Source organism: Phormidium pseudopriestleyi FRX01 (assembly GCF_017313335.1).
In the GTDB taxonomy this organism is placed as follows: domain Bacteria; phylum Cyanobacteriota; class Cyanobacteriia; order Cyanobacteriales; family Laspinemataceae; genus Laspinema; species Laspinema pseudopriestleyi.
The window spans coordinates 1-22785 of the sequence record NZ_JAFLQW010000580.1 but is presented as its reverse complement, the minus strand read 5'-3'; the positions used below and the strand labels follow the sequence as shown (position 1 = coordinate 22785).

Below are 22785 nucleotides of genomic sequence, written 5' to 3'. Positions count from 1 at the left end.
GCAGCGATCGCTCGGAATACAATGGGTTACGGGAACCGATTCCGGTGGCGGTAGAGGTGACTTCCACGAATTGGGAAGATGATTATCTCGATAAATTTGAGGAATATCAACGGTTAGGAATTCCTGAATATTGGATCGTGGATTATTTAGCCATTGGCAGTCGAGGGTTTCTGGGAAACCCCAAAGTGCCGACGGTTTTTGTGTTTGGTTTAGAATCCTCGGGTCAATATCGACGTACCTCGTTTACCGGGGGCGATCGCATCCTCTCTCCAACTTTCCCCGAACTATCCTTGACGGCACAGCAGATATTGACTGCATAATATCCGGGTTTAATCACAGCTTTTTGGATCGATCTATAGCGGTTCTCATGCGCATGAAGTGCAGAATATTCAATAGTTTGGTAAGGACGCAATGCGCAGGCCCGACTGGTGGACTATTCAATTGCTCTTTCTACCCAATCCAAAATAGATTGATTGACGAACTCCGGATTTTCATCATAGACCACATGACCGGCATTGGGAATCGTTAACAATTGGATGTTGGGATTTAAGTTAGACAATTGCACCGCACTCCTGAAGGGAACAATCTGATCCGCTTCTCCCCAGAGTAATAAAATGGGGAGAGTCAATCCAGGTAACAAATCTTTGAGAATTGGGCTATATTCCGGATCGCTGCGGGTGAGGGAGAGCCGATAAAAGACTTGCAACGCTCCTTGATCCTGTGCAGGGTTGGCAAAGAGTTCGACTAATTCATCATCGACTAATTCAGGATTTTGATAGATTTTTCGGAGAACAACTCGTAATAAACCGGGTTGCCGGACAATTTTAAAAAGAGGCCATAATAACAGGGGAGATGAGAAAAATTGCTCGATCGCCCTCGCCCAAGCGGGGGGTTGTCTCGGTTGCGGATCTGGTAGGGTAAGCATGACTAATCCTTGGGCCATTTTGGGATAGGTTGCCACCGTAGTTAAGGCAATTAATGCACCGAGAGAATGGCCGATAATAACAGCAGGTTTCGCAATGAAACTCCGCCAAAAATCATAGACTAATTCCGCCCATAAACTGACGCGATAATTGGCGGAGGCTTTTTCCGAGGCACCAAAGCCTAAAAAATCCAGGGCATAAACCGTATGATATTCACTAATTGGTCTTAAATTGAACCGCCATTGTCCCAGGGAAGAACCGAATCCATGCAGGAAAATTAAGGGGATAGCATTCGCTTTAGCTTGAGGCGATCGCAGATAGGTGTAACGGATTTGATATCCGCGCCAAATCCAATCCCGTTGAGCGCCGAGTGGGGGTGAGTTGGGGGGTGAGTTGGGTTGCGATCGCATGGTTAGGGTTTGGTCATTGGTCATTGGTCATTTGTCGTTGGTCATTGGTTGATGGGGGGTTGGGAGAGAATTGGGGGATGGGGGAGAGTTGGGTGATGGGAGTATTATTCTATGGATTGCCAATTTATGGCGAGGAACTCGGGAGCAACTGTAGGTGGGATCACAGGATTTTGAGGGACCAAGCGTTGAAACCTCGGGAGTGCGAGCATCTTGCTCGCTTTCTTGATAACCAACTCCTACAAAACTCCCTCCACTGTTACAAACTGTTATGAATTTGGGGCGCGTCAAGAGGTATAGTAAAAGCGATCGCCTCTTTGCGCTTTTGAGGAATCGTCGTCTTGGCAAAACCGTCATCTGCAACCCCCGAAGTTCCTGCAACCCGAATCCTTGCGATTATTAATGGCAAGGGGGGTGTCGGGAAAACAACGACTTCAGTCAATCTCGCTGCTACGTTTGCCGAACACCAGCGTATCCTCCTCGTGGATGCTGACCCTCAAGCTTCGGCGACGTGGTGGGTTCAGCGTAGCAAAAAAGGCTTTGCTTTCGATCTGGCGCAGGAGACGGATCCAAGTCTCTTGAGTCAATTACGCCAGGTTCAAGGTTACGATTTAATTGTGGTGGATACTCCTCCGGCATTGCGATCGCAGGCATTAGCGGCGGTGGCATTAGCGGCGGATTATGTCCTGTTGCCGACTCCCCCTGCGCCGATGGATTTAGCGGCGCTGATTGAAACCGTGCGCGAGGCGATCGTCCCAGTGGCGGTGGCGCATCGGGTGGTTCTGACTCGGGTGGACTCCCGGTCCTTGGGGGAGGCGCTGGAGGCTCAAAACACGCTGATGGAAGAAGGAATCCCCACCTGCCATGCCTTTGTTCGGACCTTTAAAGCTCATGAACGGGCGGCCCTCGATGGGGTGGCGATCGCCCAATGGCGTGGCAAAAATGCAAAAGAAGCTCAGGCGGATTATCGTCGGGTAGCTGATGAATTACAGCGTGATTGGAGAAACTAATGCCTAGAAAAAAAATTGCCGATTTAATCAGAGATGAAGCGCAAAAAACTGGCGATTCTGAAGTAGAATTCGCGGAAAATACTCAAGCTGAACCGATTGAGGGGGCTGTAGAAAATCCCGGTTCGCAGTTAGAAGCAACGGTGACCGAATTGCAGGCGGCGTTACAAGAAGCTCGGGAAAAAGATGGTGCGCTCGATCGCACCCTTGCTTCTGTTCAATCAGAATTGGAGCAACATCGCAGTCTGATCCAAAATTTAGAGGGTCAGCTCAATCAAGCCGAGCAGCGCAATGAAGAATTCGGTCGTCTCAATGCGAATTTACAGCAGCAATTGCAGGACAAAAAAACTCAGGTGAAACAACTAGAGTCAGAATTAGCCGCTGCCAAAAAACTCGCCGATCAGGAAAAACCCGCCCAAACGAAGTTAACCGCTGAGTTGGAGAAACAAAAACAACTTAATCAAAAACTCACGGAAGAGGTTCAGCAACTTTCTAAAGTTCGTGCCGAATTAGAGGAAACGAAAAAATCTGCAATTCAACTGGCGGCAGCGAATGAAAAAACCCTCCAAGAGTTGACTCAACTTCAACAAAAACAGCCTTCGTCTAACCCGAAAAATTTACCGATGAGAATATCTCGTCCGACGACGGCGGATCAAAATACTTTCCCCCCGTTTTCCACAACCGACCTCACTTGGATGGATTAGTCCCAAGGAGCAGTCGCCCCTTGGGTGATCAGCTGTTTTGCATCTAAATTGGATAATCCTAGCGAAGCTCGATGTTTGGGCTCGCGCGTACAGGCTACGCCGCACAGCGAAGCCCGGGCTCAGGCTTTACGCACTCCAAAGGTTTCATGATTTCCTCACCTCCAATTTAGACAGGCAACAGCTTAACCGAGGCATCACATCCCTCAACCGGAATTTTTAATCAGATTGATCGCCGCCACCAGTTGTTGAATGGCAACCGCTTGTTCGTGGGTGGCGAGGGAAATTTCCTGAGCACTGGTGGTCACTTCGTCGATGGCATTGAGCACTTTTGACTTGCACCTTGGTGGAGATGGTCGATTTGGAGGGCGATCGCTTCTACATTATCTTTGATAGTCTTGACACTCCCACCCTTAAAGGGGATGGGATTCTTAAAAAATTACTTCCTTAATATCCCAGAGAGATAGTTGAATATCCTTTGGGTTCTCGCCCACACGCCGTTGGCATTTTTGGGGCAGCGTATTAACTGACGAGCGTTCATACAATTCAACCTCAAAGAGACTTAATTGTACAGGTTTCGAACAGACCGCCGTACCATTTTATATTTAATTCTTTTGACAACATTCAACCCGTAAGCCTCTATCACCGAGGCTTTTACGTTTCTTGCAGCTTGCCGATTGGCATCATCGATGTGACCCGAGTTAGTACAAATAAACTTTTCACCATTGCGACTATCTAGATCGATATGCTTACACTTACTGAAAGTTTCTCTTGTGTATTGTGGGTTAACCTTATAGAGTCTTTTTCCTGACTTCACAGCCAGATACTCAAGCTTTTGAGTCAACGCATACCAGGACGCATCGGCTATCGAACGATTTAAGCCACGCTTGGCTGATTGATTATTTGGCAAAAATATACCCGGATCAGACAACACCGGCTTACACCGTTTCATTAGTCCAGAAATATTTAAATCTTCAACAGCAACCGCGTGAGCTTTTTTAACTATTTTGTTGGCTAATTTCCAGTTATAAAACTCACGTTTTTGTTGAATCTTATTCTGTAGTTTGTTAATTTTAATCTGGGCTTTGCTGCGGCTTTTACTCCCTTTTTGTTTACGACTGACTCGCCGGTGTCTAACTCGCATTAAGCATTTAGTCTTTTTATTAGTCGCAAATCGTGGGTGTTCAATAACACTCCCATCAGACAGATAAACCAACTTACCCAATCCCATATTACAGCCAGTAATGGTTTTAATTTCGCTATCTGGAATTATGGGGAAATCGGGCGTTGATTTAGATTCAATTCTTACTGATACATACCAACCATCAGCTTTTTGTCTAATTGTTACCGTCTTAATTTCAAACCCATCGGGAATGGAACGCGAATTGTAGGGGGATTGCAAAACATAAATCATCCAAACGTTCAACGTCCCCCCTTCAGGGGTTTCTTTAAGATGACGGGGGTGAAGGAGTCACTACGAACGTTTTGGGGATTTTATTTTTTGGAGTTCCCTCAACCCTACAAATAGGGGTTTATGCGTAAGTCCTGGGTGCGTTTGGGGTGCAATCAGGGCGATCGCCTTAATTGCCTCGGGAGGGACAATATTTAAGTGACCTTACAATAGTTTTCCTCGGTTAAAAAATGATTAAGATTTATAACTGTAACAATGGGTGATGGGATTGAGGGGTGAGATACCTCACTCTTTAATTTAGTTCTGGCTGAACCAAACCACCCTTTTAATCAAGTTTTAATGGGGTAAATCGAGTTAAATTGGGAGAGTCAACCGTGATTCTACGCAGGTCTATTTAGAGAACCAGAAAGCATACAGGTCAAGGCATTTTGGTGTTTTTTGGATAAAATTTAATCCAGTCTGTCCGAATTTCTTTAAAAAATTACGGAATTTTACTGAAGCGCAAAAACCTTCCTCAAATTAGGATAAAAAAAGCTAAGATTTTACCAACTAAATTAAACGAAAATCTGACAAAAACTTTCCCTTTGTAAGGAACATTTGAAACCGCGATGAGTCCTAAAATTTTAAGAGTGATATTTTTTATGAATAATCCGGAGTAGATGGTGATTACTCTGAACTTGGTGCATCCTACGCAAACCTCCCCCTCCCAAAGCTGGGACTTTCAGGACCAAGACGTGATTCGGATTGGGCGATCGCCGGATAATCACGTCGTTCTCTATAGTGCAGTGGTCTCCCGCCACCATCTCGAACTGCATCGGATTGGCTGCAACTGGAAAATCGTCAACTTAGGGACTAATGGTACTTATGTGAACGATAGCCCAATTATCCAATCCCCCCTGATTGATGGGATGATCCTGCGTCTAGCCCGTTCCGGTCCCCAAATCCAAATCAAAAAAAAAGCCCGAGAATTTGAAAACGTGCGAAAGCATCGCGAGGGATTGCTGGCGGGGTAACTCGCCATCAATCCCCCTCCAGTTAAGGGTCAACTCCCGGCGATCGCCCGCCGAATTTCCAATGCTGTAGCCGGGGCGAGTAGCACACCGTTGCGATAATGTCCAGTAGCCAATAAAACATTTTCAAATCCCGCTAAGGGACCGATAATGGGCGCGGGTTGCCCTGACGGACGGGGGCGCAATCCGGACCAAGTTCTCACAACTTCCCCACGGGCTAAATCGGGACAAAAAGCGATCGCCCGTTGCAACACTGACTTAAGCAATGCTGGATCTCCCGCCATCGGGTCACCGAACCCGGTAAATTCTACCGTAGCCCCCACCCAATAATCCGTAACGGGGTAATCACCACCCTGACTGGGGACAATATGAACATCATCCCCCGTAATCACAGGATGGCGATCGCCATCCCCCATCGGATTCGGCAAACGCAGGTGTAACGCCTGTCCCAGAACCGGACGAATCTCTACTGGCGACCCAAGTCCCGCAGTCAGAGGAGTGGAACCCAATCCCGCTGCCATCACCAGCCAATCCACCTCAAGATTGCCCCCAGTCATTTCCAGGCGATCGCAACGCTTCCAGGACTCCGTTTCCATATAATTAATCCGTTCAACCCTCTCCCCAAATCTAAACCTCACCCCGTTCCCTTGGGCCGCCCTCACTAAAGCGCGAGTCAAAACAACCGGATCAACTTGTCCATCTTGAGGAGAATGAACCGCCCCCACGATTTCCACATTTCCCAATTGCGGATAGCGTCGCCTCACTTCCCCTGGTTCTAAAAGGTCTAATTGCCAGCCTTGGGTGCGACGAGTGGCCGCCAGTTTCTCCCATTGTGCCATATCCTCACCGGGAAAACAGAGCATGAGAATACCTTGCCGGTTAAAGGAAATCGGCGCAATCGCCTCTAATTCGGGAATTAGGCCGTGATAGCGTCGAATACTTTGTTCCCGTAACCGCCACAATCGGCCTTTAACTTTATGGCTGATAATCCCCATCAGCACTCCTAAAGCTGCTTGGGTCGAACCTTGGGCTGCTGACAGGCTGTCAATTACAGTAATTTCTAAATTCGGTACTAAACTCAGTTCATAGGCGATCGCCGCACCCACGATACCGCATCCAATAATCACAACCCGGGTCATATTTTAACTCCCAACATCTCCCCTGGTTTCAGAAAGAGGGAAGCAAACTAACAGGTCAAGATAGGGTGAAAAATGGGAGAAATTCCCATCCCCACCCTATCGGTCAGAACTTAACCGCTATCAATTTATGCCTTGGGAATCAGACTCAAAAAGGCGTCAAAATCTTGAATCGCTTCTGCGTAGTTTTGCACCGCCAGAGAATAGTTGCCTGCACTCGCGGCAGCATCGATCGTCTCGAAATGGACAAATAAATCTTGAGCAGTTTTACTCGCAGTTTTTTGGGTTTTGCCACTGAGATTGCGGGAAACATAGCCCATATCGCGACGTAAGTCACCCAGAGGCCCGTGAATAAATGTCCCCACATTCAACCAATCACGATTGACAATGAACTGTTCGAGTTCATCCATGCGATCGCGCTGTTTGATCACATTTCCTTCATACTGCTTGACGATTTCTAACTGAGTGGGCGAATAGGCCGGGGGTGTGGCCGCTTGCGGCGAACCGCAGCTAACCAAACACACCATCACCAATGCCAAAATTGAAGCGAGAATCGAACGATAACGTCTCATAGCCAGTTTTTTGCCTTTCACTAAAAAATGATCTTCACCAAAATATATCAAGATTGGGTACGGCGATCGAGGGTTGAGGATTCTCTCCCCCCTGTGCGATCGCCCCAAAGTCCATATCCCCGGTTAAACTTCCATCCGGCGAAAAAATGGAATCAATGCCTGAGTGACTTCTTCGGACCAATGTTCTTGGGGATAATGTCCCGCTTCTGCCAAAGTCACCCATTCGGCATTATTAATGGAACCGGCGAAGGTTTCTCCTTGAGTTAGGGGTAACCAAGGATCCTTGACGCCCCACAAAACCAGGGTGGGTTTGTCCCACTGGGGAAACCCCTCGGCAATTTCTGCCATTGCCTGCTTCAGCTTGAGATTACGGATCGTCCACAGCAGCGATCGCCCGGCGGCAGAACTTTTCAGAAATGGGCGACGGTAGATATCCAAGTATGCGTCAGAAATGGTATATTTGCTTCCCGATTCCAGGGTGCGATCGACCAGCAAGGGGTCCTGGGTCATCATTTCCCCTATCAACGGCAACCCGAGTTGCTGCATCTTCCAAGGCAGTTGGGAATCCGGAGTCACTGGCGCATTGAGGACCGCTAACCGCAAGACTTTATCCGGATATCTCAGGGCAAATTGTAACCCCACCGACCCTAAAAATCCTTGGACAACTAGATAGCAGCGATCGATCTCCAGAGTGGTCAGAAAATTATCCAGGGCCGCAACAAACGCATCGGGGGTATAGGCAAATTTGCTTTTTTCCGGTTTCCCCGATAACCCAAACCCAATCCAGTCTGGGGCGACTGAACGGAATCCTTCCTCCGCGAGTCCGGGCATCACTTGAGTCCAGCAAAAGCTTAAGGCGGGCAACCCATGCAGCAAGACCACCGGGGGTTTGTCTCTTTCTTTTGCAGGCTGTTGCTCCAGATAATACCATTCCACGCCAGCGACTTCGACTCGCTTTTCTTCTAGTCCCACAATCCTATTTTCTCAACCTGAATGAATGTTTTGAGTTTACTCCCCCAGGGACAAGGGAGCAAGGGTTCTCCCGATTACGGAAAACGACCCGACCCTGGACTAGATTACCCGGTGATAGGGTTGAACCCATTTCTATCGCCTTTATGCCAGGTTCAATTCTTTTAAAGCAGGTAAAAAATTAGCATTCTCGTGACTGGACCGACTCAATTTAATTAAGACAAACCGCTCAATCGGTTCTAATTTAGCCCATTGTTCTAACGTTAAAGTAATTCCAAACTGTTGGGCTTTATCTTGCACCCCGTCCGGTATCTCTAACACATTCATCCAAGGGGGATTGTCTTCTACGGCTAAATCTTTGGCCGATTCCCCAGTCCGGTCTAAAACTAACTCTTGCAAAAATTGCCGATACTGGGTAATTTCTTCTAGACTATGACAAGGATTCTGAATCAGAGATTCTCGGTCCTCTTTGTTAAACCGATTCCATTGATTCAGTTTGAGTTTAATCCCACAAGTATCTAATTTTAATCTAACTTGCATCGGAATACAATGCAGAGATTCGACGAAATCTGCTTCAAATTTAAAAAACCGAGTCATAAGCCTTACCTTTTGGATCTAAGAGTAATTTGTTTGGTCTTATAAAATGTATAGTGCGTCTCAATATGGGTTAGAAACCGGGTTTCTTGACAAAACTCTGGCATGACCAACAAATTTAGGCGAGAAACCCGGTTTCTTGTCCCTTGGACCTATCTGAATTCCTCCAGATGTTCTGTGGATTGGGGATTATCTCAATCCAATTTACTCTAACCCTCTGCGCTTCCCTCTAAAAAAAAGGGGGCATTTATCTGCCCCCTTTTTTTTAAGTTACTCGCAATAGAACTTAGAAGTTCATTTCGGCTGCTTGTACTTTTTCGACCTGCTTTTTCTTCAGGACGAGCATAATTTGAGACAGAGTAACGATCGCAAAGAAAGCCAGCAATCCTTTAATCCGACCGGCACTTTGTAGGACGATTTCTCCATCCACTTGACCAAAACCACCCACATTCGGGTTATTGGTCAGCAATTGAGCCACCGTCACTTCGTCACCTTCCGAGACGATTAACTCAGGACCGACGGGAATGCTATCAACCACGGTCGATCCATCAGCACTTTGAATGGTGACTTCATAACCGCCGCCTTCAACTTTGGCAATTTGGGAAATAGTTCCAGCAGCCGAAGCATTGAAGACTGTATTATTGGTCTTATCCCCAGCTGGATATAGCTGTCCGCGTCCTCGGTTACCACCGACATGAACGGGGTATTTACCATAATGGATATTTTTATCCGTTTCCGGATTCGGAGATAAGACTGGGAAGACAATTTCTTGATATTGTTCGCCCGGTAAGGGGCCAACAATCAACACATTATCCTGACCTTCGCGATAGGGTTGGAAGTAAAGACCGCCGATTTTTTCCTGCATTTCTTCAGGAATGCGATCGGCCGGTGCAATTTTGAACCCTTCGGGCAACATGATCACAGCACCGACATTCAGCGGTCCGAGATCGCCACTGCCGACCAGCTGTTGCACACTGGCGTCATAAGGAATTTTCACCACCGCTTCAAACACCGTATCCGGGAGAACCGCTTGAGGCAATTCCACCTGGGTGTGTTTTTCAGCGAGATGGCAGTTAGCGCAAACAATCCGACCCGTTGCTTCCCGGGGGGTTTCAGGAGATGTTTCTTGCGCCCAAAAGGGATAGGCGGCGGCTGACTGGGGTACGGCGATGTCAGAAGCAAGGAAAAGGGCGAGAGTTGCCAGCGCCAACAGCACGCCTTTGGCTAAAGTGCGTCCACTCTGCCGCAGGATCCGCGACAAGGAAGTATGTTTCATCGGGAAAGAGAAGAGGTAAGCTAAACAGTCAAACAATGAGAAATTGAAATATATTGCATTCAGGGGCGTTTGGTCGGCCAAAGCGCTTATGACCACCAGGGGTTTTCCCCTGTCCGGAAGTCAGTTTCGGTCCAAGGCGTAAAGAGGACTTTATCATTTACCTCAGTTGCATGAGCCAAAGCCAGAGATAGGGGTGCAGGGCCGCGAACCACTGTACCCTCACTGTTGTATTGGGAACCGTGGCAGGGACACATAAATTTGTTTTCGCTGGCGTTCCAGGGTACGACACACCCGAGGTGAGTACAAACGGCGTTAATACCGTAGTTGGTCAGGGTCTTGTCTTGATCCACCACGAGGTAGGTGGGGTCACCTTTGAGACCTTGTGCCAACACGCGATCGCCCGCATTCTGACTCCCTAAAAACTGGCTAACGCTGACATCATTGCCCAGGGCATCTTTCGCGGTAACGCCACCACCTGCCGCGCCACTTGAGGGCGGGATAAAATACTTGACCACCGGATACAAGGCTCCCAGTGCTGTCCCCGTGACTGCACCGAAAGTCAGTAAGTTCATAAATTGGCGACGCCCCATGCTGGGGACATCAGGATTTCCAGAAGCTTGAGCCATGACCTATTTTTGCTACGTCTGTGTTAAGTTGTATGTCTTAGTCTCTCATCTAAGGGCTAAAATTGGTGAACCCTAGTTTAAACAATTCCTCATCTTTCTTCCCTCATTGAGACGGACGCTATATTGGTACTCCAATTAGCGGCGAGAGTCAAGGAGGGGCTAGGTTTGTGTTGCATAAAGATTGTTCTCCATGAATTAATCAGACCATTACCGCCTTGGAGTTGTTTAATCCCTTGTAGTATTGCAATCTACTTTCGCGATCGGCAATTACGAACTGAAATCTTACAACCCTTTACGCATAAAGGTTTTGCTCTATTGAGCCGGACCTTTTCTGGGGTGAAGTTAGCTTGCGCCTTTGTTAGAGGTCGGTACTATCTTAAAGACACTGGATTAACCCAATAAGCCTGTTTAATCTTTAAGTTTTAGGGCTACAGACTAGCTACGCATCCGTAGGTAAGAACTTGAACACTTGCCTCTAACGTAGTGAATAAACACACCTGTGTCTGGTAAACATTAGGCTTTTTAAAGCCCACGCTGTACTGTACTCAGTCAGCGTTGGGTAGTTTACATCGAGTCTGTCACTACCGGGTTGGGCCGGGACAATCCCCAGGGAAATGCTGAATCTCCAGCCTTTCTCAACAGATTATTACATTTTTTGACACTTCGATCGCATTTTTGCATTTCACTGTCAATTTTTGTAACAAACTGTAAAGATTCAGATTTTACGGACTCTCTCTATGACCGGACAGGACTTACACCAGCTATTGCTTTCTAAGTGGGGCCGCTCTTACGATATCCAAGTGCGGCGCACTCAGGGGAAGATTTTCCTCCTGATTATGTGGAAATACCTCGAACAAGCCTCTTTCCCTATGAATGAGTCGGAATATCTGGCTCATTTGGATGTGGTTGCCAGTTATCTCAATGCTTGGGGTGGCATCGAACAGGTACAGCATTACCTGGCAACCACCCGTGAACGTCCCCGCTTGGGAAAGGCGGTTAGCATTCCGATTGATTTGGGCGATCGCGCTTCAGAATGGATGCTCGAAAATTTCTAAATTGCCCAGGGTTTAAGCGCTTTCCTGATGCTTCCCCAGGGCGATCGCTAGACTCATTCCTGAATCATTAACCAATTTACAACTTGCAATATTCTCCAAATCCTGGAGAGGGTAAACCCTTAATTGTCAGCGATCAGCGGCTTACCTATGAATTTAGCTTTATGATTCTATATTGAGTTAAAAAACTAGGGTGTGACATCACATTCAACCGAAAAAAAAACGCGATCAACAGAGGGAATCACCTCAAGCGCTGATCGAATGGTAATCATCAATTTGACTGGAAAGCGCCGGTAGTTTTGGGAGGGTTACGGTAAAAGTTGTCCCCTCTCCCACGGTACTTTCCACCCAAATTTTACCCCCGAGTAAATCCACCGATCGCTTAACAATTGCCAATCCCAACCCACTCCCGGCATTAGCTGCCACATTTTTCGCCCGATGAAAGAGGGTAAACAAATTCGCCCAGTCCTCCGGGGGAATCCCAATTCCCCGGTCCTTGATTCGGAAAATGATTTCCCCTTCTGCAAAGGTAAAATCACAATAAATAGAAGTCCCCTGGGGAGAATACTTGACCGCATTCACTAGCAAATTCAAAATAATTTGGCGGAGTAAGGTGGGATCAGTCATCAGGGGTTCAGAATCTCCTGTGGTTGTCAAAATCATGCGATGAGTCACATCGGTTAACTTTTCCACATCCTGCCAGACATCTTCGCATAAACTGGTAAAATAAACCGGAACCGATTGAATATGTAAACCCCCACATTCAGCCTTTCCTAATGTCAGAAATCCTTCGATAATATTGCTGGTATGTTTAACGGTTTCATCAATTTTTTGAAAATACTTGAGTCGTTGCTCAGGTGTCATTTTTTGACTGTGGAGTTTGAGCAAATCATTCGCCGCCGCAATCACCGTTAAAGAACCGCGTAATTCATGAGATAGCATCGACACAAAGTTGGGCGTGAGTGGAGTTCGTAAGTTGTCCGGTTCCGCATCTGCCGGAGAACTTAAGCGATCGCTCAGGGGTTCCTCCATCGGTTCAACGATCCCCTGATAGCCAATCACCTGACCTGTGCGATCGCGCATAATCCGAATCGTATCTCGCACCCAGGCAATACTACCATCTTGACGATAGACCCGAGACTCAAAATTTTCCACATCTCGCTGAGTGCGTAACACTTGCATTAATTGCTCATACCGTCTCTGTTCCACATACAGTTGATTCCCCATATTTTTGACCCCAGCCATCAGTTCCGCAGCCGACTCATAGCCATAGATGCGAGCTAAAGTTCGATTAGCCCTGAGATAGCTGCCTGTCGGGGTAATCTGAAAAATTCCAACTGCAGCCGTATCCAGAAAACTGGAATACTTGAGAACAATTGGCTGGAGATCGGGGCATTGAGAATCGGGCAAGTCGAACGCAAGAATTTTCATCATGATAGGTGAAATCTTTGGTATAATTAACTATACGCAGCTCTATTTTTTAGGGGTCGGCAATCAATCGTCGATCACCACCTGAATTTAAAAAACCGAAGGAGATCGTTAGCGTCCTGGCTGAGTGGGTTTCCATTCGGATGGGAGTATTATATGAGCGAACGGATATTTGACAACGTATTCAGCATTACAAAGTCTTGAATTTCTGCTCAAAAAAATCAGGGACAGAAATCAGATCTTGGACGCGCCACCTCTAAAAATCATCAATCGCACGGAGAGTTGTCCTGACTAACTTAACATCAGTTAGATACTGTCATAACTCACAACCGCCCCATTTGGCAAGCACTTAGACCGATTACAGCGAGCGTTCACTTTATCTGTGCCATCCGGGTAATGACCAGAATCCTGATAGAGAAAGGGTTAACCCATTTAAAATCTTAACTTTAAAATCTCATACTAAAAATTGTAGTCACAATGGGGCCTGGACAGGGGGTGCTGATTTCGCGATTACACTCTAACCGAGCCATCCTAACAGCCATAACCTTGAACTAGCAAGAGTTTGAACATCTTCATTCTCAACTCTAGACTCTAAAATTTTATTCCCGATTGGGCCTAGACCCGGGACATTAATTGTATGAAAGATAGCACAAGCGCGATCGCCTCTAGGACCCCTCTGCCCACCGGCGATCGCGCTACCACTGAACCCAAACCGCTTATTTTCCCATTGCCTTCACCAATCCCACACCCCCAAAATATAAGGTCAGGACGGCACCGGCAAATAAACTTTGGGTTAGGGGGTCCGTAGAGGGGGTTAAAATCGCCCCTAAAATCGCCGCACCCAGCACCACATAGCGCCAACCCGCCAGCATTTTTGTAGAAGAGACAATTCCCAGCAGACCCAGCAGCGTCTGGATCACCGGGATCTGAAACGCTAACCCGGTGCTAAATAATAGCAGCAGCACGAACTCAAAATAGCGATCAATCGACCACATTTGCTCGACTACCCCGGCCCCATAGTTGACGAAGAAATTTAGGGCCGCAGGAATCAAAGCGATATAGGCAAAGACTAAACCGACACCAAACAGCAGGGTTGATCCCATCACAATCGGACCAATAATCCGACGTTCTCGCAGGGACAGTCCTGGGAGGACAAACTGGATAATTTGGTAGAGCACAAATGGACTCGCCACCACCAATCCGCTATAACCCGCCACCTTGACTGAGACAAAGAAAAATTCTCCCGGTGCCAGTTGCAGAAATTTGGCTCCTTTTGCTGGGACTTCTAATAAGTGGACGATCGGTTTGACAAAAATGAAGCACCCCACCATCCCGGACACTACGCCAATCAGGGAATAGAAGATTCGCATCCGCAGTTCTTCCAGGTGATCGAAGATGGACATCTCCACCTCATCCGGGAAGTGGTTGAGAGGGTCATCCTCAGTGGGTTCAGGGTCACCGGGGTTATAAAGTTGGGGGGGGTCTTGCTGGGTCACGGTCTCCAGGTCTGAACTTGGGGTCATGAGTCAGTTGCTTCAGAGGTTTCTTTTTCTATTTTAGAGGGAAGCGTCCGGTGGTCGGCATTTTTTCCCCACAGAGATCCCCCAACCCGTTCAAATCCCCCCTCGTTAGAAGGATGACGAATCCATTGGATAGACTTTGTTCCCGATGGATGCCACAGTTAGAAGCATCAGAAGGATGGCATCGGCGATCGCCCCCGGGTCAACCCACCGGGTTTGAGTAATCCCGTTTCAGACTTCTCCCTAAATAGTCTTGTCACAAACCCAGCCCATTTAGGGAGAGTCTGATCAGTATCATTAGTGAGAATTTGACGCAACCCTGTTTTCCATTCTCCAGAGATAGGGGAGAAACCGGGGAATTGAAGCGTATTACAGTATATTTTTTTGAAAAATAGCACATTACTGACAACCTATGCATTGTCGCCGATTGATTTTATTTCACCGCAACAAAATAGAGCGACCCCTTGAGAATTTTCATCCCCCATTCAGAATCTTTTTAGCCCGAGAAGACGTCTTTAGGAAAAACAGGACCCTTCTTTTGTGAATTTGCACTCTTGTCTTTCATCTATATTAACTCTGGAATCGCGTCACGGGTTGCTGATTAACACCGAGACCGATCGCCCAGGTGGGATAGGGGGGACTTCAAGAATTGCCATGTCATAATTAGGGAAGAAGGATTAATGATTGACGTATAAAATGATGGGAGATGTTTGCTATGTTTCAACCCAAATATAAATCACCGTTATCGATTCCCATTGCAGCAATCCGAGGGGTCAGTGCATCCCTGGGATTAACCTTGCTGCTGGGTGCGAGTGGTGCAGTGGTAGCCCAGGAGTTGCCGCCCCGGAATAACGTGCGAGTTCCGCCCAATTCGCCCACAGAAACCGGGGATTCAAATCAAGGGGATATCCCCACAGCCAGCAATGCTCGATTTACTTGTCAAGTCGTGGATGGACAGTACACCGTCATGTACTCGCCGCAAAGTCAACCCGGACAGGTTTATGAGTGGGCGAAACCCAGTACCTTGGGCGGGGGTTGGACCGAAGATCGACGCTGTAATGAAATTGCCCGTCGCTTAGAGTTTTACCGGGAAGACGGGATGCAAGAACTGGCGATCGGCTCAGAAAATGGGTATGACACCATCTGCGTGACCACCCAGAAGAATCCGACCTGTCAGATTGTCCTGACGGTCCCCCCGGGAGAGAACCCCCAACTAATTCGCGATCGCGTCTTTGAAAACTTGACTGTTGCCGATAGCGGTCGTCAAACCGAAGCCGTGAATGCCCTGGTGGATAACGGCCAAGGTGGGAATGTATTGCAGACCCTAGAGGGTGTTTTCGGGATACCCATTCCCGGCAGCAGCCCCCAAACTCAAGTCCGACCCGGAAGTATTGATTTACGGCCTTTCCTAGACCCAGTGGATGGAGGGACAGGTGTACAACTTAGAGAAAACAGCAGCAACGGATCCAGCCATCAGCTCAATCCTGAGAATTTTCGTTAAGGGTCCGAACATCTTTGTAGGGGTTTGGTCTCCAAGCCCTCTCCCTGGGCTTGGAGACCAAGCCCCTACGAGAACAAAGGAGTTTGGGTGGATTCAGGATAATTTGGGTGACATGAGGCAACCATTGACACCCTCGGGTTTTGGTCTCCAAGCCCCTACGAGAACCCAAACCCTAGTAACCTGGGGATTGCCAATAGCCCTCTTCCGGTGGAACCGTTGTCTCTGTATAGGGGGCGGCATAGGGGTCGGCGTAGGGGTCGGCGTAGGGGTCCGGGGGGTTCCAATCTCTATACTCATCGGTGACAGGAGGTTCCCCAGGATACTCATCCGCAGCGGGGGGTTCAACAGAGTCCTCGGAATAATCATAGGAGTCCCGTGGTGAATAATCCTGAACCGAGGGGTCGGCATTCTGGAGATTTTGTTTAGCCAGCCAATCCCTGCCAATCTGAATCGTGATATCCGATCGCAAACTGCCGGTACTTTCCACCCGAACCTCGCCAAGGCCCAGAGCATCACGAATCGCCTGGGCGCTTTCCATGTCACCATTTTGGGCAACAATGCGCGTCACCGCTAACGGTTGGTTCCAGGGATTGGAAACAAAAATATTCCAATACCCTTTTTCCGAGAGGCTATTTCGCAACAGATCAACTGCATCCCAGTCCTCCGTACTATCTTGAATCGCCACCCGGACATAAGCCGGATCCACCGACTTATAATGCCTGCCATGAAGGTCGAAATCCAAATGTTCGGCGATCATCGCATCCAGGCGTTCATAGTTGGGTAACCAGTAACTGGCTTGATATTCCTCGGGATCGCTGAAATCTCCTGGCACCATTAACATTTGCACATTAGAAGATTCCGTTTGGGCCGCAAAACCGGCAAGCGCAGCAATTTCCTCAATCGTTAAGTTCGTATCAATAAATTCTTGAACCACCGAGAGGATTTTCGGTAATCGGGTGATGGTATTGATATTGAGGGTTTGATCCATCAGCGATCGCATCATCATTTGCTGACGCTGGATCCGACCGATATCCCCTAACTTATCGTAGCGAAACCGTAGAAATTGTAGCGCCTCTTTCCCCGCGAGATACTGCTCTCCCTGCTTAAGGTTGATGTACAGACGTTGGCTATCATCCTGGTATTTCATATCTACCGGGACATACATTTTGACCCCACCGAGGGCATCCACTAATTTTTCGACCCCTTGAATATTGATGCGAATATAGCGGTCAATGCGAACACCACCGAGGAGTTCATTTACCGCCTTAGCGCTCAAAGCAGGACCGCCAAAATAGTTGGCATCATTAATTTTTCGGACGCCATAGCCTTCCACTAAGGTGCGGGTATCTCTGGGGATAGAAAGAACCGTCAACTTGTTAGTTTGGGGATCAAAGCGGACTAATAGCATGACATCCGAGAGACCATCCAGGGAATTAACCTGGGCATGGTATCCTAATTCGGGAATATTCTCATCTTTTAAGTCCGAAGTTAAAACGCTAGTACCTAGGATTAAAATATTAACAGAGCGGGTCAGCTCGGGTAATTTTAGATTGGTCCGCGCCAGATCGGTTGTAGAAAATATGGCTGCATCTTCAGCACTAAGTCGGCTTTGCATTAAGGGGGTGCTCGACAAAGATACGGCAAGCAACGCTCCTGCTGTTGCCGAGAGCATTGCCACACCACTTAAGCCAAAACAAAGCCAAAGCCAACGTCCCGGATTTTCTTTATTGAGCTTTTTATTCCGGGGTTTAGCGGTTGGTTCCGCCATCGGGCGTTGCTTGGATACGTTCTGATTTGGCACGGGCTTCCTCACACACTCAACAATATATCGATCAAATCGGACGAGCATCCTCACGCTCAAGTAGACAAACGGCTGTGCAGGTGTTTAACACCCCGTACCGTTGATGGGTTGATTGGCTATTTCCTGTTCCCTGGGATTGGGGGGTCACCATCTACGCAGTCGTTTACCGTTGTCGGCTCCTCAACCTCAAGTTAGCTTGAGGCATGACGATCGCCAGAAACGACCCTCCCATGACAGGTCTAGGATAAATGCTTGCCAACAATCTCATCAGCAACCTGTGATACTCCTGGTAATCGCAGTGGCCGACGTTGCCACAGGCGAACCATCAGCCAAATATTTACCACAAAATAGCCCGAGGTTAACAGACTACTCATTAATAACAAGGGAATGGTTAGTAATTCCGAACTTCTTGCGCCGGTTTCCAAGAAAATATATCCGAGTAGCCAACCAAAGGCTAGGGTAATAGCTAGGCGAGAGGCAGCTTTTTGTTCGCGGCTACCAAGAGGGCGATATAAGGTCCACAAGGCGGGGAAAAAGCCGAGGATGGGGAGGAAGTAGAAAAAAAGTCCTAAATGGGCGAGGTCTTTGTTTTCTAGGTCTTCCGGAGTCTGGTTCGGGGGGGGACTGTTCAAGTCCTCGTCAGCCAAACCGGATGCAGCATAACGAGAGCGAACTCGGCGATCGCTCTCGTTTAGGATTTTAGAAGACTGGCGCTTGGGGCCAGGATTGGAATTAGGCGGAAACTTGGTCATAGCCCGGTGGTTCTAGCCATCAGCATTTTAAGCATCAGTTTAAGCGGTTTTAAGGAGTCGGGGTAGTCCACCAAGCCAAAGCGTAAGGTTGGGTGGATTCATTCACTTGATCGCGAAAGTAGACCCGGATTTTATAACGACCTGTTTGGGGAATCGGGTGATAAATATGTTCCGTACTGTCTACCTTGCTAACTGAGGACCAGACACTATTGCGAACATCGGTTTCATTCTCCGCCATCAGATAGAGCTCCAGGTTATTCAAACCGCGATCGCGAAACCCTTCCCCGATATCATATTTCTCATTATTGTTCCCATCAACCAGATCGACCCAACGATTCCAGGTTAGAGAAATGGACACGAAACGGCCCGCCTCTAAGGGTTGTTCTATAACATACTCGTGATAACTATTCGCCTCAACCTCGCGATAATCCCAACCGATTCCCGGTACCGCATTTCCTGGACCCCACTGACCGGCACTAAACTGTTGGTAGGCCCGGTAAGCATTGAGATGCCCAGTTCCCAAGTCTCCATCCAGGGGAATTTCTCGACTGCTATAAGCATCCGAATCTAACCAGGTGCGGTTCTCGTTGGCAAAAACCGTGCGAGTCATTTTCAAATGCTGACCATTGCCGGGGTCTTCGATTTTTTCCGCCGAGTTCATTAAAACTGCTTTCATCACCTCGTGACGGCGGGCATTGAGGGTCCATTGGGGATTGTTGGCTTGTTGATGAAGTTGGCGATCGCCATATTCTTGCAACAGGGCGACCGTTGCCGTCACATGAGGGGCCGCAAAACTGGTCCCACTGCTCTGAGTCACTTGACCATCTAAGCTCAATAAATTCAAATTACTGCCTGGAGCCACTAAGCTGATAGCGCGGCGGTTATCGAGATTTCCTTCTAACCCAATCAAGCGACTGGTAATGCCACTAAAGGCACTGCCAATATTCGCCAAGTCTACTTTGGCAAACTTGCCGTCATAGAGCGTCGTAAAGGCGACATTCATCCCGTTATAGTTATCCGTCGGAATGGGAATGCCCCCGCGCCCTTGATTTCCCGCCACCACATGAAGCACATTATGGACCCGGGCTGACCAATCCAAACATTGAGTCAGCAGGGCGTTCCCATCTAAAACCGCATTGGGACGAGGATCCTGGGCTAGAGATTCCCCAAAACTGTAGTTAATCGCCCTCACATCTCCGCTATTTTGTTCAGCCAGATTTTGAGATGCTAAACATTCTTCCGGTTGTCCACTGCGCCGCAACAAGCCAATCCCCGCCGCATAGAGAGTGGCATTGGGGGCAACCCCAGTCAAGGCCTTATCGGAACTAATCATCACCGAAGCAACCTGTTCGGCGTGTTGTTCAGCCGGTTTCATCTGGGGATCATCTGTGGGGCTGGTTTTAGCTGGTGTATCTTGCATGAAAACTTGCTGGACGGGGATTTCCCGATACAGGTTCACTTGTTTGTCGAGGCCAAATTTTCGGGGGCGGCCAATGTCCACTTGACCGATCGCAATTTTTCTCCCGGTTAAGTTATAGGGCGCATCATGCAGTCGGCGGGCATCAATGCCGATTTCGCTAATTGAGGTAGGCAGGGCGACGGCTGGAATTCCGATTAAAGCCATGCTGACACCGCCGACGAGTCCACTTAACCCCGTTCTAAATTTTAAGCGCTTCACTGTTCCTGCTCCACACACCAACCAATTATTACGGAGTTTCTTCATATTTTGTTAAACTGAATACGACTTGACGGACGGATGAAATATTTGTTAGCCATGACCCAAAAGCAATCAAACAAATCTATTGTCGTTGCTCCCTCCATCCTATCAGCAGATTTTAGTCGTCTGGGAGAGGAAGTGCAGGCCATCGATCGCGCCGGGGCAGATTGGATCCATGTTGATGTCATGGATGGTCGGTTTGTCCCTAATATTACGATTGGCCCTCTCGTGGTCAAAGCCCTTCGTCCTGTGACATCCAAACCCTTGGATGTGCATTTGATGATTGTTGAACCGGAACGGTATGTCGAGGATTTTGCCAAAGCTGGGGCCGATATTATTTCGGTTCATGCCGAACACAATGCCTCCCCTCACCTCCACCGGACCCTCGGTCAGATTAAAGAACTCGGCAAACAAGCCGGTGTGGTCCTCAATCCTTCCACGCCGTTGGAGTTGATCGAATACGTTCTGGATCTGTGCGATTTGGTGTTGATCATGAGCGTTAACCCCGGTTTCGGCGGTCAAAGTTTTATCCCCGGTGTGGTCCCCAAAATCCGGAAGCTGCGCCAGATGTGCGATGAGCGCGGTTTAGACCCCTGGATTGAAGTCGATGGCGGTCTCAAAGGAAACAATTCCTGGCAGGTCATTGAAGCCGGTGCGAATGCGATTGTTGCCGGTTCCGCTGTCTTTGGTGCTCCTGACTATCAGAAGGCGATCGAGGGGATTCGCCATAGCCAGCGTCCGGCATTGGAAGCGCAACCGTTGGCAGCGGTGTAGTATTCTGTCGGATTGCTTCTAATCTGGACCTATGGAGGAAGCGAAACGACGCAATCGAATCGCTTCCTTTATTTTTGTATTTTTGAGCAACTTTTAACAAAAATTTCCCCGAATGGCGCTTAATCGCTGATCCCTTTGACTCCCCCAAAAACTTATCCATCACCTTTTGACGGGAGGGGCAGGATAATACTGGGTCTCTCTCGGGGTGATGCGATTGATTTGAGGATTGGCACTTCTCATCGCCTGGGGTCATGGATGAATTGCCTGTGGCGATCGCGTTACATCTGAACCTGGGTGGAAGTCCTCTGTTCCTCAAAAAGCGGCGGGAATCTAAAATAGAAGGGGAGGAGTTTGAACCAGGGTAATCCGTCCGGTGATTCACCCTAGTTCGGCCTAAGTATTAAGCAAGGTTAAGTCGATGATTCACTCGGCTTGCCTGATGATTAATCCCTCCGGCGATCGCCAACGGCTGACTCGAAATCTATCCCAGAAGTATTAGAGTGAGTCTCTATCAAATGGACAATTCTGGGAGACTCTCTTTCGCCAAAATGGAGTCGTGATTCCCTATTGATTACCCACAAGAATGATTTGAGCCGACCTATAGCAGCTAACGGTGTCAGCGATACTCATGCAGTGGAACCCGAGGTGATTAGTCGGGAAATTTGCTTAAAAAAATGATAGAGTTAGAATCAATTCAGAAGGCGGAAATTAAGACTAACAAACCAATGTAAAAATCCGGGATACATTACAGAGAAAACAAGAGAGATGGCCGAATTATTCCGCAATTGAATAGGAACCCATAAGATGGGAATCTGTCAATTCCTATAAAGAGTGAAAAACAATACTCTATTGCTCTGGACCACCGAGGGGTAAAAGACTCTAGGGACAGGAATACCTTCAACTCATAAGCGGAGGCGCGATCGCTCGCCACGCTAAACTAAAAACTAAAAGACGTTGCTGCAAACATGGACGCGCAGGTCAGGCTCCTGCTTGTCTTCGCGGGCTGACTAACTCAGAGGGCTGGAGACCGAGTTTAAATTTCTGACTAAAGCTGTTTAAACTTACTCATTTTTCATGCTATTATAAGGTTATGAACAAGTTTAGGCTTGCCGAAGTCGCAAAAATTATGCAGAGGATCACCATCTACATTGTTTTTTGCTAGTCTTTATGATATCCTCCGTCACCGGAACAAAAAGATTGTTGAGGAGTTAAAAAAAGTCAGTGAAGAGCTTTAAGACCAAGCTAGACTTAAATAACCGACAACGAACACTCATGGCCAAACACGCCGGGGTCGCTCGATACGCTTGGAATTGGGGACTCGCGAACTGTAAGGAAACATATCTTGCTGGAGGTAAACTCCCAAGCGCCATAGACTTACACAAAAGATTAGTAGCTGAGGTAAAAAGTCAGAATCCTTGGTACTATGAAGTCTCGAAATGTAGCCATCAAGAAGCCCGGGGTAACCTTAATAAAGCGTTTAAGCGACTTTGGCAAGTCAAAGGAACAGGTTTCCCCAAGTTTAAGAAAAAGAACATCAAGGATAGTTTTTACCTGGAAGGGAGCATTAAAATTTCGGGTTATTGGGTAAAGCTACCGCGTATCGGTTGG

Annotated in this window: 22 protein-coding genes; 8 read left to right on the top strand and 14 right to left on the bottom strand. The window is 47.9% G+C overall.

Annotated features, from left to right (window positions below):
* The coding region (locus J0895_RS22195; RefSeq protein WP_207090167.1) for a Uma2 family endonuclease at nucleotides 1–320 on the top strand (320 nt) is incomplete at its 5' end.
* A gap of 113 nt (nucleotides 321–433) precedes the next feature.
* Here J0895_RS22195 and J0895_RS22190 read toward each other — a convergent pair.
* Complete coding sequence (locus J0895_RS22190) at nucleotides 434–1357, bottom strand: alpha/beta fold hydrolase (RefSeq protein WP_242541508.1); 924 nt, start codon at nucleotides 1355–1357, stop codon at nucleotides 434–436.
* Nucleotides 1358–1671: 314 nt separating this feature from the next.
* Here J0895_RS22190 and J0895_RS22185 point away from each other — a divergent pair, with 314 nt between their 5' ends.
* Both J0895_RS22185 and J0895_RS22180 read left to right on the top strand, forming a co-directional pair.
* The gene (locus J0895_RS22185; RefSeq protein WP_207090166.1) at nucleotides 1672–2340 is read left to right on the top strand and encodes a ParA family protein; all 669 of its coding nucleotides are present in this window, start codon (nucleotides 1672–1674) and stop codon (nucleotides 2338–2340) included.
* Nucleotides 2340–3041: a hypothetical protein gene (locus J0895_RS22180; RefSeq protein ID WP_207090165.1), complete on the top strand. Its 702-nt coding sequence runs from the start codon at nucleotides 2340–2342 to the stop codon at nucleotides 3039–3041. The genes J0895_RS22185 and J0895_RS22180 overlap by 1 nt, the downstream gene beginning before the upstream one ends.
* Nucleotides 3042–3244: 203 nt before the next feature.
* On the opposite strand, the gene J0895_RS26570 is transcribed toward J0895_RS22180, so the two are convergent.
* Together J0895_RS26570 and J0895_RS22175 are read right to left on the bottom strand one after the other, a co-directional pair.
* On the bottom strand, nucleotides 3245–3367 hold the full coding sequence (locus J0895_RS26570; RefSeq protein WP_277989889.1) for a hypothetical protein: 123 nt from the start codon (nucleotides 3365–3367) through the stop codon (nucleotides 3245–3247).
* A 233-nt stretch (nucleotides 3368–3600) separates the two neighbouring features.
* A complete protein-coding gene (locus J0895_RS22175; RefSeq protein ID WP_207090164.1) occupies nucleotides 3601–4452 on the bottom strand; it encodes an RNA-guided endonuclease InsQ/TnpB family protein in 852 nt (283 codons plus the stop codon).
* A gap of 656 nt (nucleotides 4453–5108) precedes the next feature.
* On the opposite strand from J0895_RS22175, the gene J0895_RS22170 reads away from it, so the two are divergent.
* On the top strand, nucleotides 5109–5462 hold the full coding sequence (locus J0895_RS22170) for an FHA domain-containing protein (RefSeq protein WP_242541507.1): 354 nt from the start codon (nucleotides 5109–5111) through the stop codon (nucleotides 5460–5462).
* A gap of 29 nt (nucleotides 5463–5491) precedes the next feature.
* Here J0895_RS22170 and J0895_RS22165 read toward each other — a convergent pair whose 3' ends face one another.
* The 6 genes from J0895_RS22165 to petC all read right to left on the bottom strand — a co-directional run bounded on the left by J0895_RS22165 (nucleotide 5492) and on the right by petC (nucleotide 10632).
* Nucleotides 5492–6598 (bottom strand): NAD(P)/FAD-dependent oxidoreductase, encoded by a 1107-nt coding sequence (locus J0895_RS22165; protein ID WP_207090163.1) that lies wholly within the window; start codon nucleotides 6596–6598, stop codon nucleotides 5492–5494.
* A gap of 125 nt (nucleotides 6599–6723) precedes the next feature.
* A complete protein-coding gene (gene psbQ, locus J0895_RS22160; protein WP_207090162.1) occupies nucleotides 6724–7167 on the bottom strand; it encodes a photosystem II protein PsbQ in 444 nt (147 codons plus the stop codon).
* 123 nt (nucleotides 7168–7290) lie between these two features.
* Nucleotides 7291–8139: an alpha/beta fold hydrolase gene (locus J0895_RS22155; protein ID WP_207090161.1), complete on the bottom strand. Its 849-nt coding sequence runs from the start codon at nucleotides 8137–8139 to the stop codon at nucleotides 7291–7293.
* A 141-nt stretch (nucleotides 8140–8280) separates the two neighbouring features.
* Nucleotides 8281–8733 (bottom strand): nitrate reductase associated protein, encoded by a 453-nt coding sequence (locus tag J0895_RS22150; RefSeq protein ID WP_207090160.1) that lies wholly within the window; start codon nucleotides 8731–8733, stop codon nucleotides 8281–8283.
* Nucleotides 8734–9016: 283 nt separating this feature from the next.
* The gene (petA, locus tag J0895_RS22145; protein ID WP_207090159.1) at nucleotides 9017–10006 is read right to left on the bottom strand and encodes a cytochrome f; all 990 of its coding nucleotides are present in this window, start codon (nucleotides 10004–10006) and stop codon (nucleotides 9017–9019) included.
* An 86-nt stretch (nucleotides 10007–10092) separates the two neighbouring features.
* Nucleotides 10093–10632, bottom strand: coding sequence for a cytochrome b6-f complex iron-sulfur subunit (petC, locus tag J0895_RS22140; protein ID WP_207090158.1), 540 nt, complete (start codon nucleotides 10630–10632; stop codon nucleotides 10093–10095).
* 737 nt (nucleotides 10633–11369) lie between these two features.
* Between petC and J0895_RS22135 the strand changes: the two genes are divergently transcribed.
* Nucleotides 11370–11687, top strand: coding sequence for a DUF3067 family protein (locus J0895_RS22135; protein WP_207090157.1), 318 nt, complete (start codon nucleotides 11370–11372; stop codon nucleotides 11685–11687).
* A gap of 243 nt (nucleotides 11688–11930) precedes the next feature.
* Here the strand turns inward: J0895_RS22135 and J0895_RS22130 are convergent, their stop codons facing one another.
* Nucleotides 11931–13118: a PAS domain-containing sensor histidine kinase gene (locus J0895_RS22130; RefSeq protein WP_207090156.1), complete on the bottom strand. Its 1188-nt coding sequence runs from the start codon at nucleotides 13116–13118 to the stop codon at nucleotides 11931–11933.
* 710 nt (nucleotides 13119–13828) lie between these two features.
* Nucleotides 13829–14635, bottom strand: coding sequence for a twin-arginine translocase subunit TatC (gene tatC, locus J0895_RS22125; protein ID WP_207090155.1), 807 nt, complete (start codon nucleotides 14633–14635; stop codon nucleotides 13829–13831).
* Nucleotides 14636–15347: 712 nt separating this feature from the next.
* Here tatC and J0895_RS22120 point away from each other — a divergent pair.
* Nucleotides 15348–16133, top strand: coding sequence for a COP23 domain-containing protein (locus tag J0895_RS22120; RefSeq protein WP_207090154.1), 786 nt, complete (start codon nucleotides 15348–15350; stop codon nucleotides 16131–16133).
* A 172-nt stretch (nucleotides 16134–16305) separates the two neighbouring features.
* On the opposite strand, the gene J0895_RS22115 is transcribed toward J0895_RS22120, so the two are convergent.
* From J0895_RS22115 to J0895_RS22105, 3 genes are all read right to left on the bottom strand, one after another.
* Entirely contained in the window at nucleotides 16306–17934 is a 1629-nt protein-coding gene (locus tag J0895_RS22115) for an LCP family protein (protein ID WP_479724815.1), read from the bottom strand.
* 239 nt (nucleotides 17935–18173) lie between these two features.
* Nucleotides 18174–18686 carry a hypothetical protein gene (locus J0895_RS22110; protein WP_207090152.1) on the bottom strand — a complete coding sequence of 171 codons (513 nt, stop codon included), beginning with the start codon at nucleotides 18684–18686 and terminating at the stop codon, nucleotides 18174–18176.
* Nucleotides 18687–18735: 49 nt separating this feature from the next.
* On the bottom strand, nucleotides 18736–20409 hold the full coding sequence (locus tag J0895_RS22105) for a S8 family serine peptidase (protein WP_207090151.1): 1674 nt from the start codon (nucleotides 20407–20409) through the stop codon (nucleotides 18736–18738).
* Between the two features lie 51 nt (nucleotides 20410–20460).
* Here J0895_RS22105 and rpe point away from each other — a divergent pair, with 51 nt between their 5' ends.
* Together rpe and J0895_RS22095 are read left to right on the top strand one after the other, a co-directional pair.
* Nucleotides 20461–21177 carry a ribulose-phosphate 3-epimerase gene (rpe, locus tag J0895_RS22100; protein WP_207090168.1) on the top strand — a complete coding sequence of 239 codons (717 nt, stop codon included), beginning with the start codon at nucleotides 20461–20463 and terminating at the stop codon, nucleotides 21175–21177.
* Nucleotides 21178–22398: 1221 nt separating this feature from the next.
* Nucleotides 22399–22785, top strand: a 387-nt coding sequence (locus tag J0895_RS22095; protein WP_207090150.1) for a helix-turn-helix domain-containing protein, incomplete at its 3' end; no start/stop codon positions are given.

Bases quoted from the DNA above. Each gene is read 5' to 3' on its own strand.
- petA (WP_207090159.1), bottom strand. From the start codon at position 10,006: ATGAAACATACTTCCTTGTCGCGGATCCTGCGGCAGAGTGGACGCACT.
- petC (WP_207090158.1), bottom strand. From the start codon at position 10,632: ATGGCTCAAGCTTCTGGAAATCCTGATGTCCCCAGCATGGGGCGTCGC.
- J0895_RS22190 (WP_242541508.1), bottom strand. From the start codon at position 1,357: ATGACCAATGACCAAACCCTAACCATGCGATCGCAACCCAACTCACCC.
- J0895_RS22110 (WP_207090152.1), bottom strand. From the start codon at position 18,686: ATGACCAAGTTTCCGCCTAATTCCAATCCTGGCCCCAAGCGCCAGTCT.
- J0895_RS22130 (WP_207090156.1), bottom strand. From the start codon at position 13,118: ATGATGAAAATTCTTGCGTTCGACTTGCCCGATTCTCAATGCCCCGAT.
- J0895_RS22170 (WP_242541507.1), top strand. From the start codon at position 5,109: ATGGTGATTACTCTGAACTTGGTGCATCCTACGCAAACCTCCCCCTCC.
- J0895_RS22105 (WP_207090151.1), bottom strand. From the start codon at position 20,409: ATGAAGAAACTCCGTAATAATTGGTTGGTGTGTGGAGCAGGAACAGTG.
- J0895_RS22150 (WP_207090160.1), bottom strand. From the start codon at position 8,733: ATGACTCGGTTTTTTAAATTTGAAGCAGATTTCGTCGAATCTCTGCAT.
- J0895_RS22175 (WP_207090164.1), bottom strand. From the start codon at position 4,452: ATGATTTATGTTTTGCAATCCCCCTACAATTCGCGTTCCATTCCCGAT.
- J0895_RS22165 (WP_207090163.1), bottom strand. From the start codon at position 6,598: ATGACCCGGGTTGTGATTATTGGATGCGGTATCGTGGGTGCGGCGATC.
- psbQ (WP_207090162.1), bottom strand. From the start codon at position 7,167: ATGAGACGTTATCGTTCGATTCTCGCTTCAATTTTGGCATTGGTGATG.
- tatC (WP_207090155.1), bottom strand. From the start codon at position 14,635: ATGACCCCAAGTTCAGACCTGGAGACCGTGACCCAGCAAGACCCCCCC.
- rpe (WP_207090168.1), top strand. From the start codon at position 20,461: ATGACCCAAAAGCAATCAAACAAATCTATTGTCGTTGCTCCCTCCATC.
- J0895_RS22135 (WP_207090157.1), top strand. From the start codon at position 11,370: ATGACCGGACAGGACTTACACCAGCTATTGCTTTCTAAGTGGGGCCGC.
- J0895_RS22180 (WP_207090165.1), top strand. From the start codon at position 2,340: ATGCCTAGAAAAAAAATTGCCGATTTAATCAGAGATGAAGCGCAAAAA.
- J0895_RS22120 (WP_207090154.1), top strand. From the start codon at position 15,348: ATGTTTCAACCCAAATATAAATCACCGTTATCGATTCCCATTGCAGCA.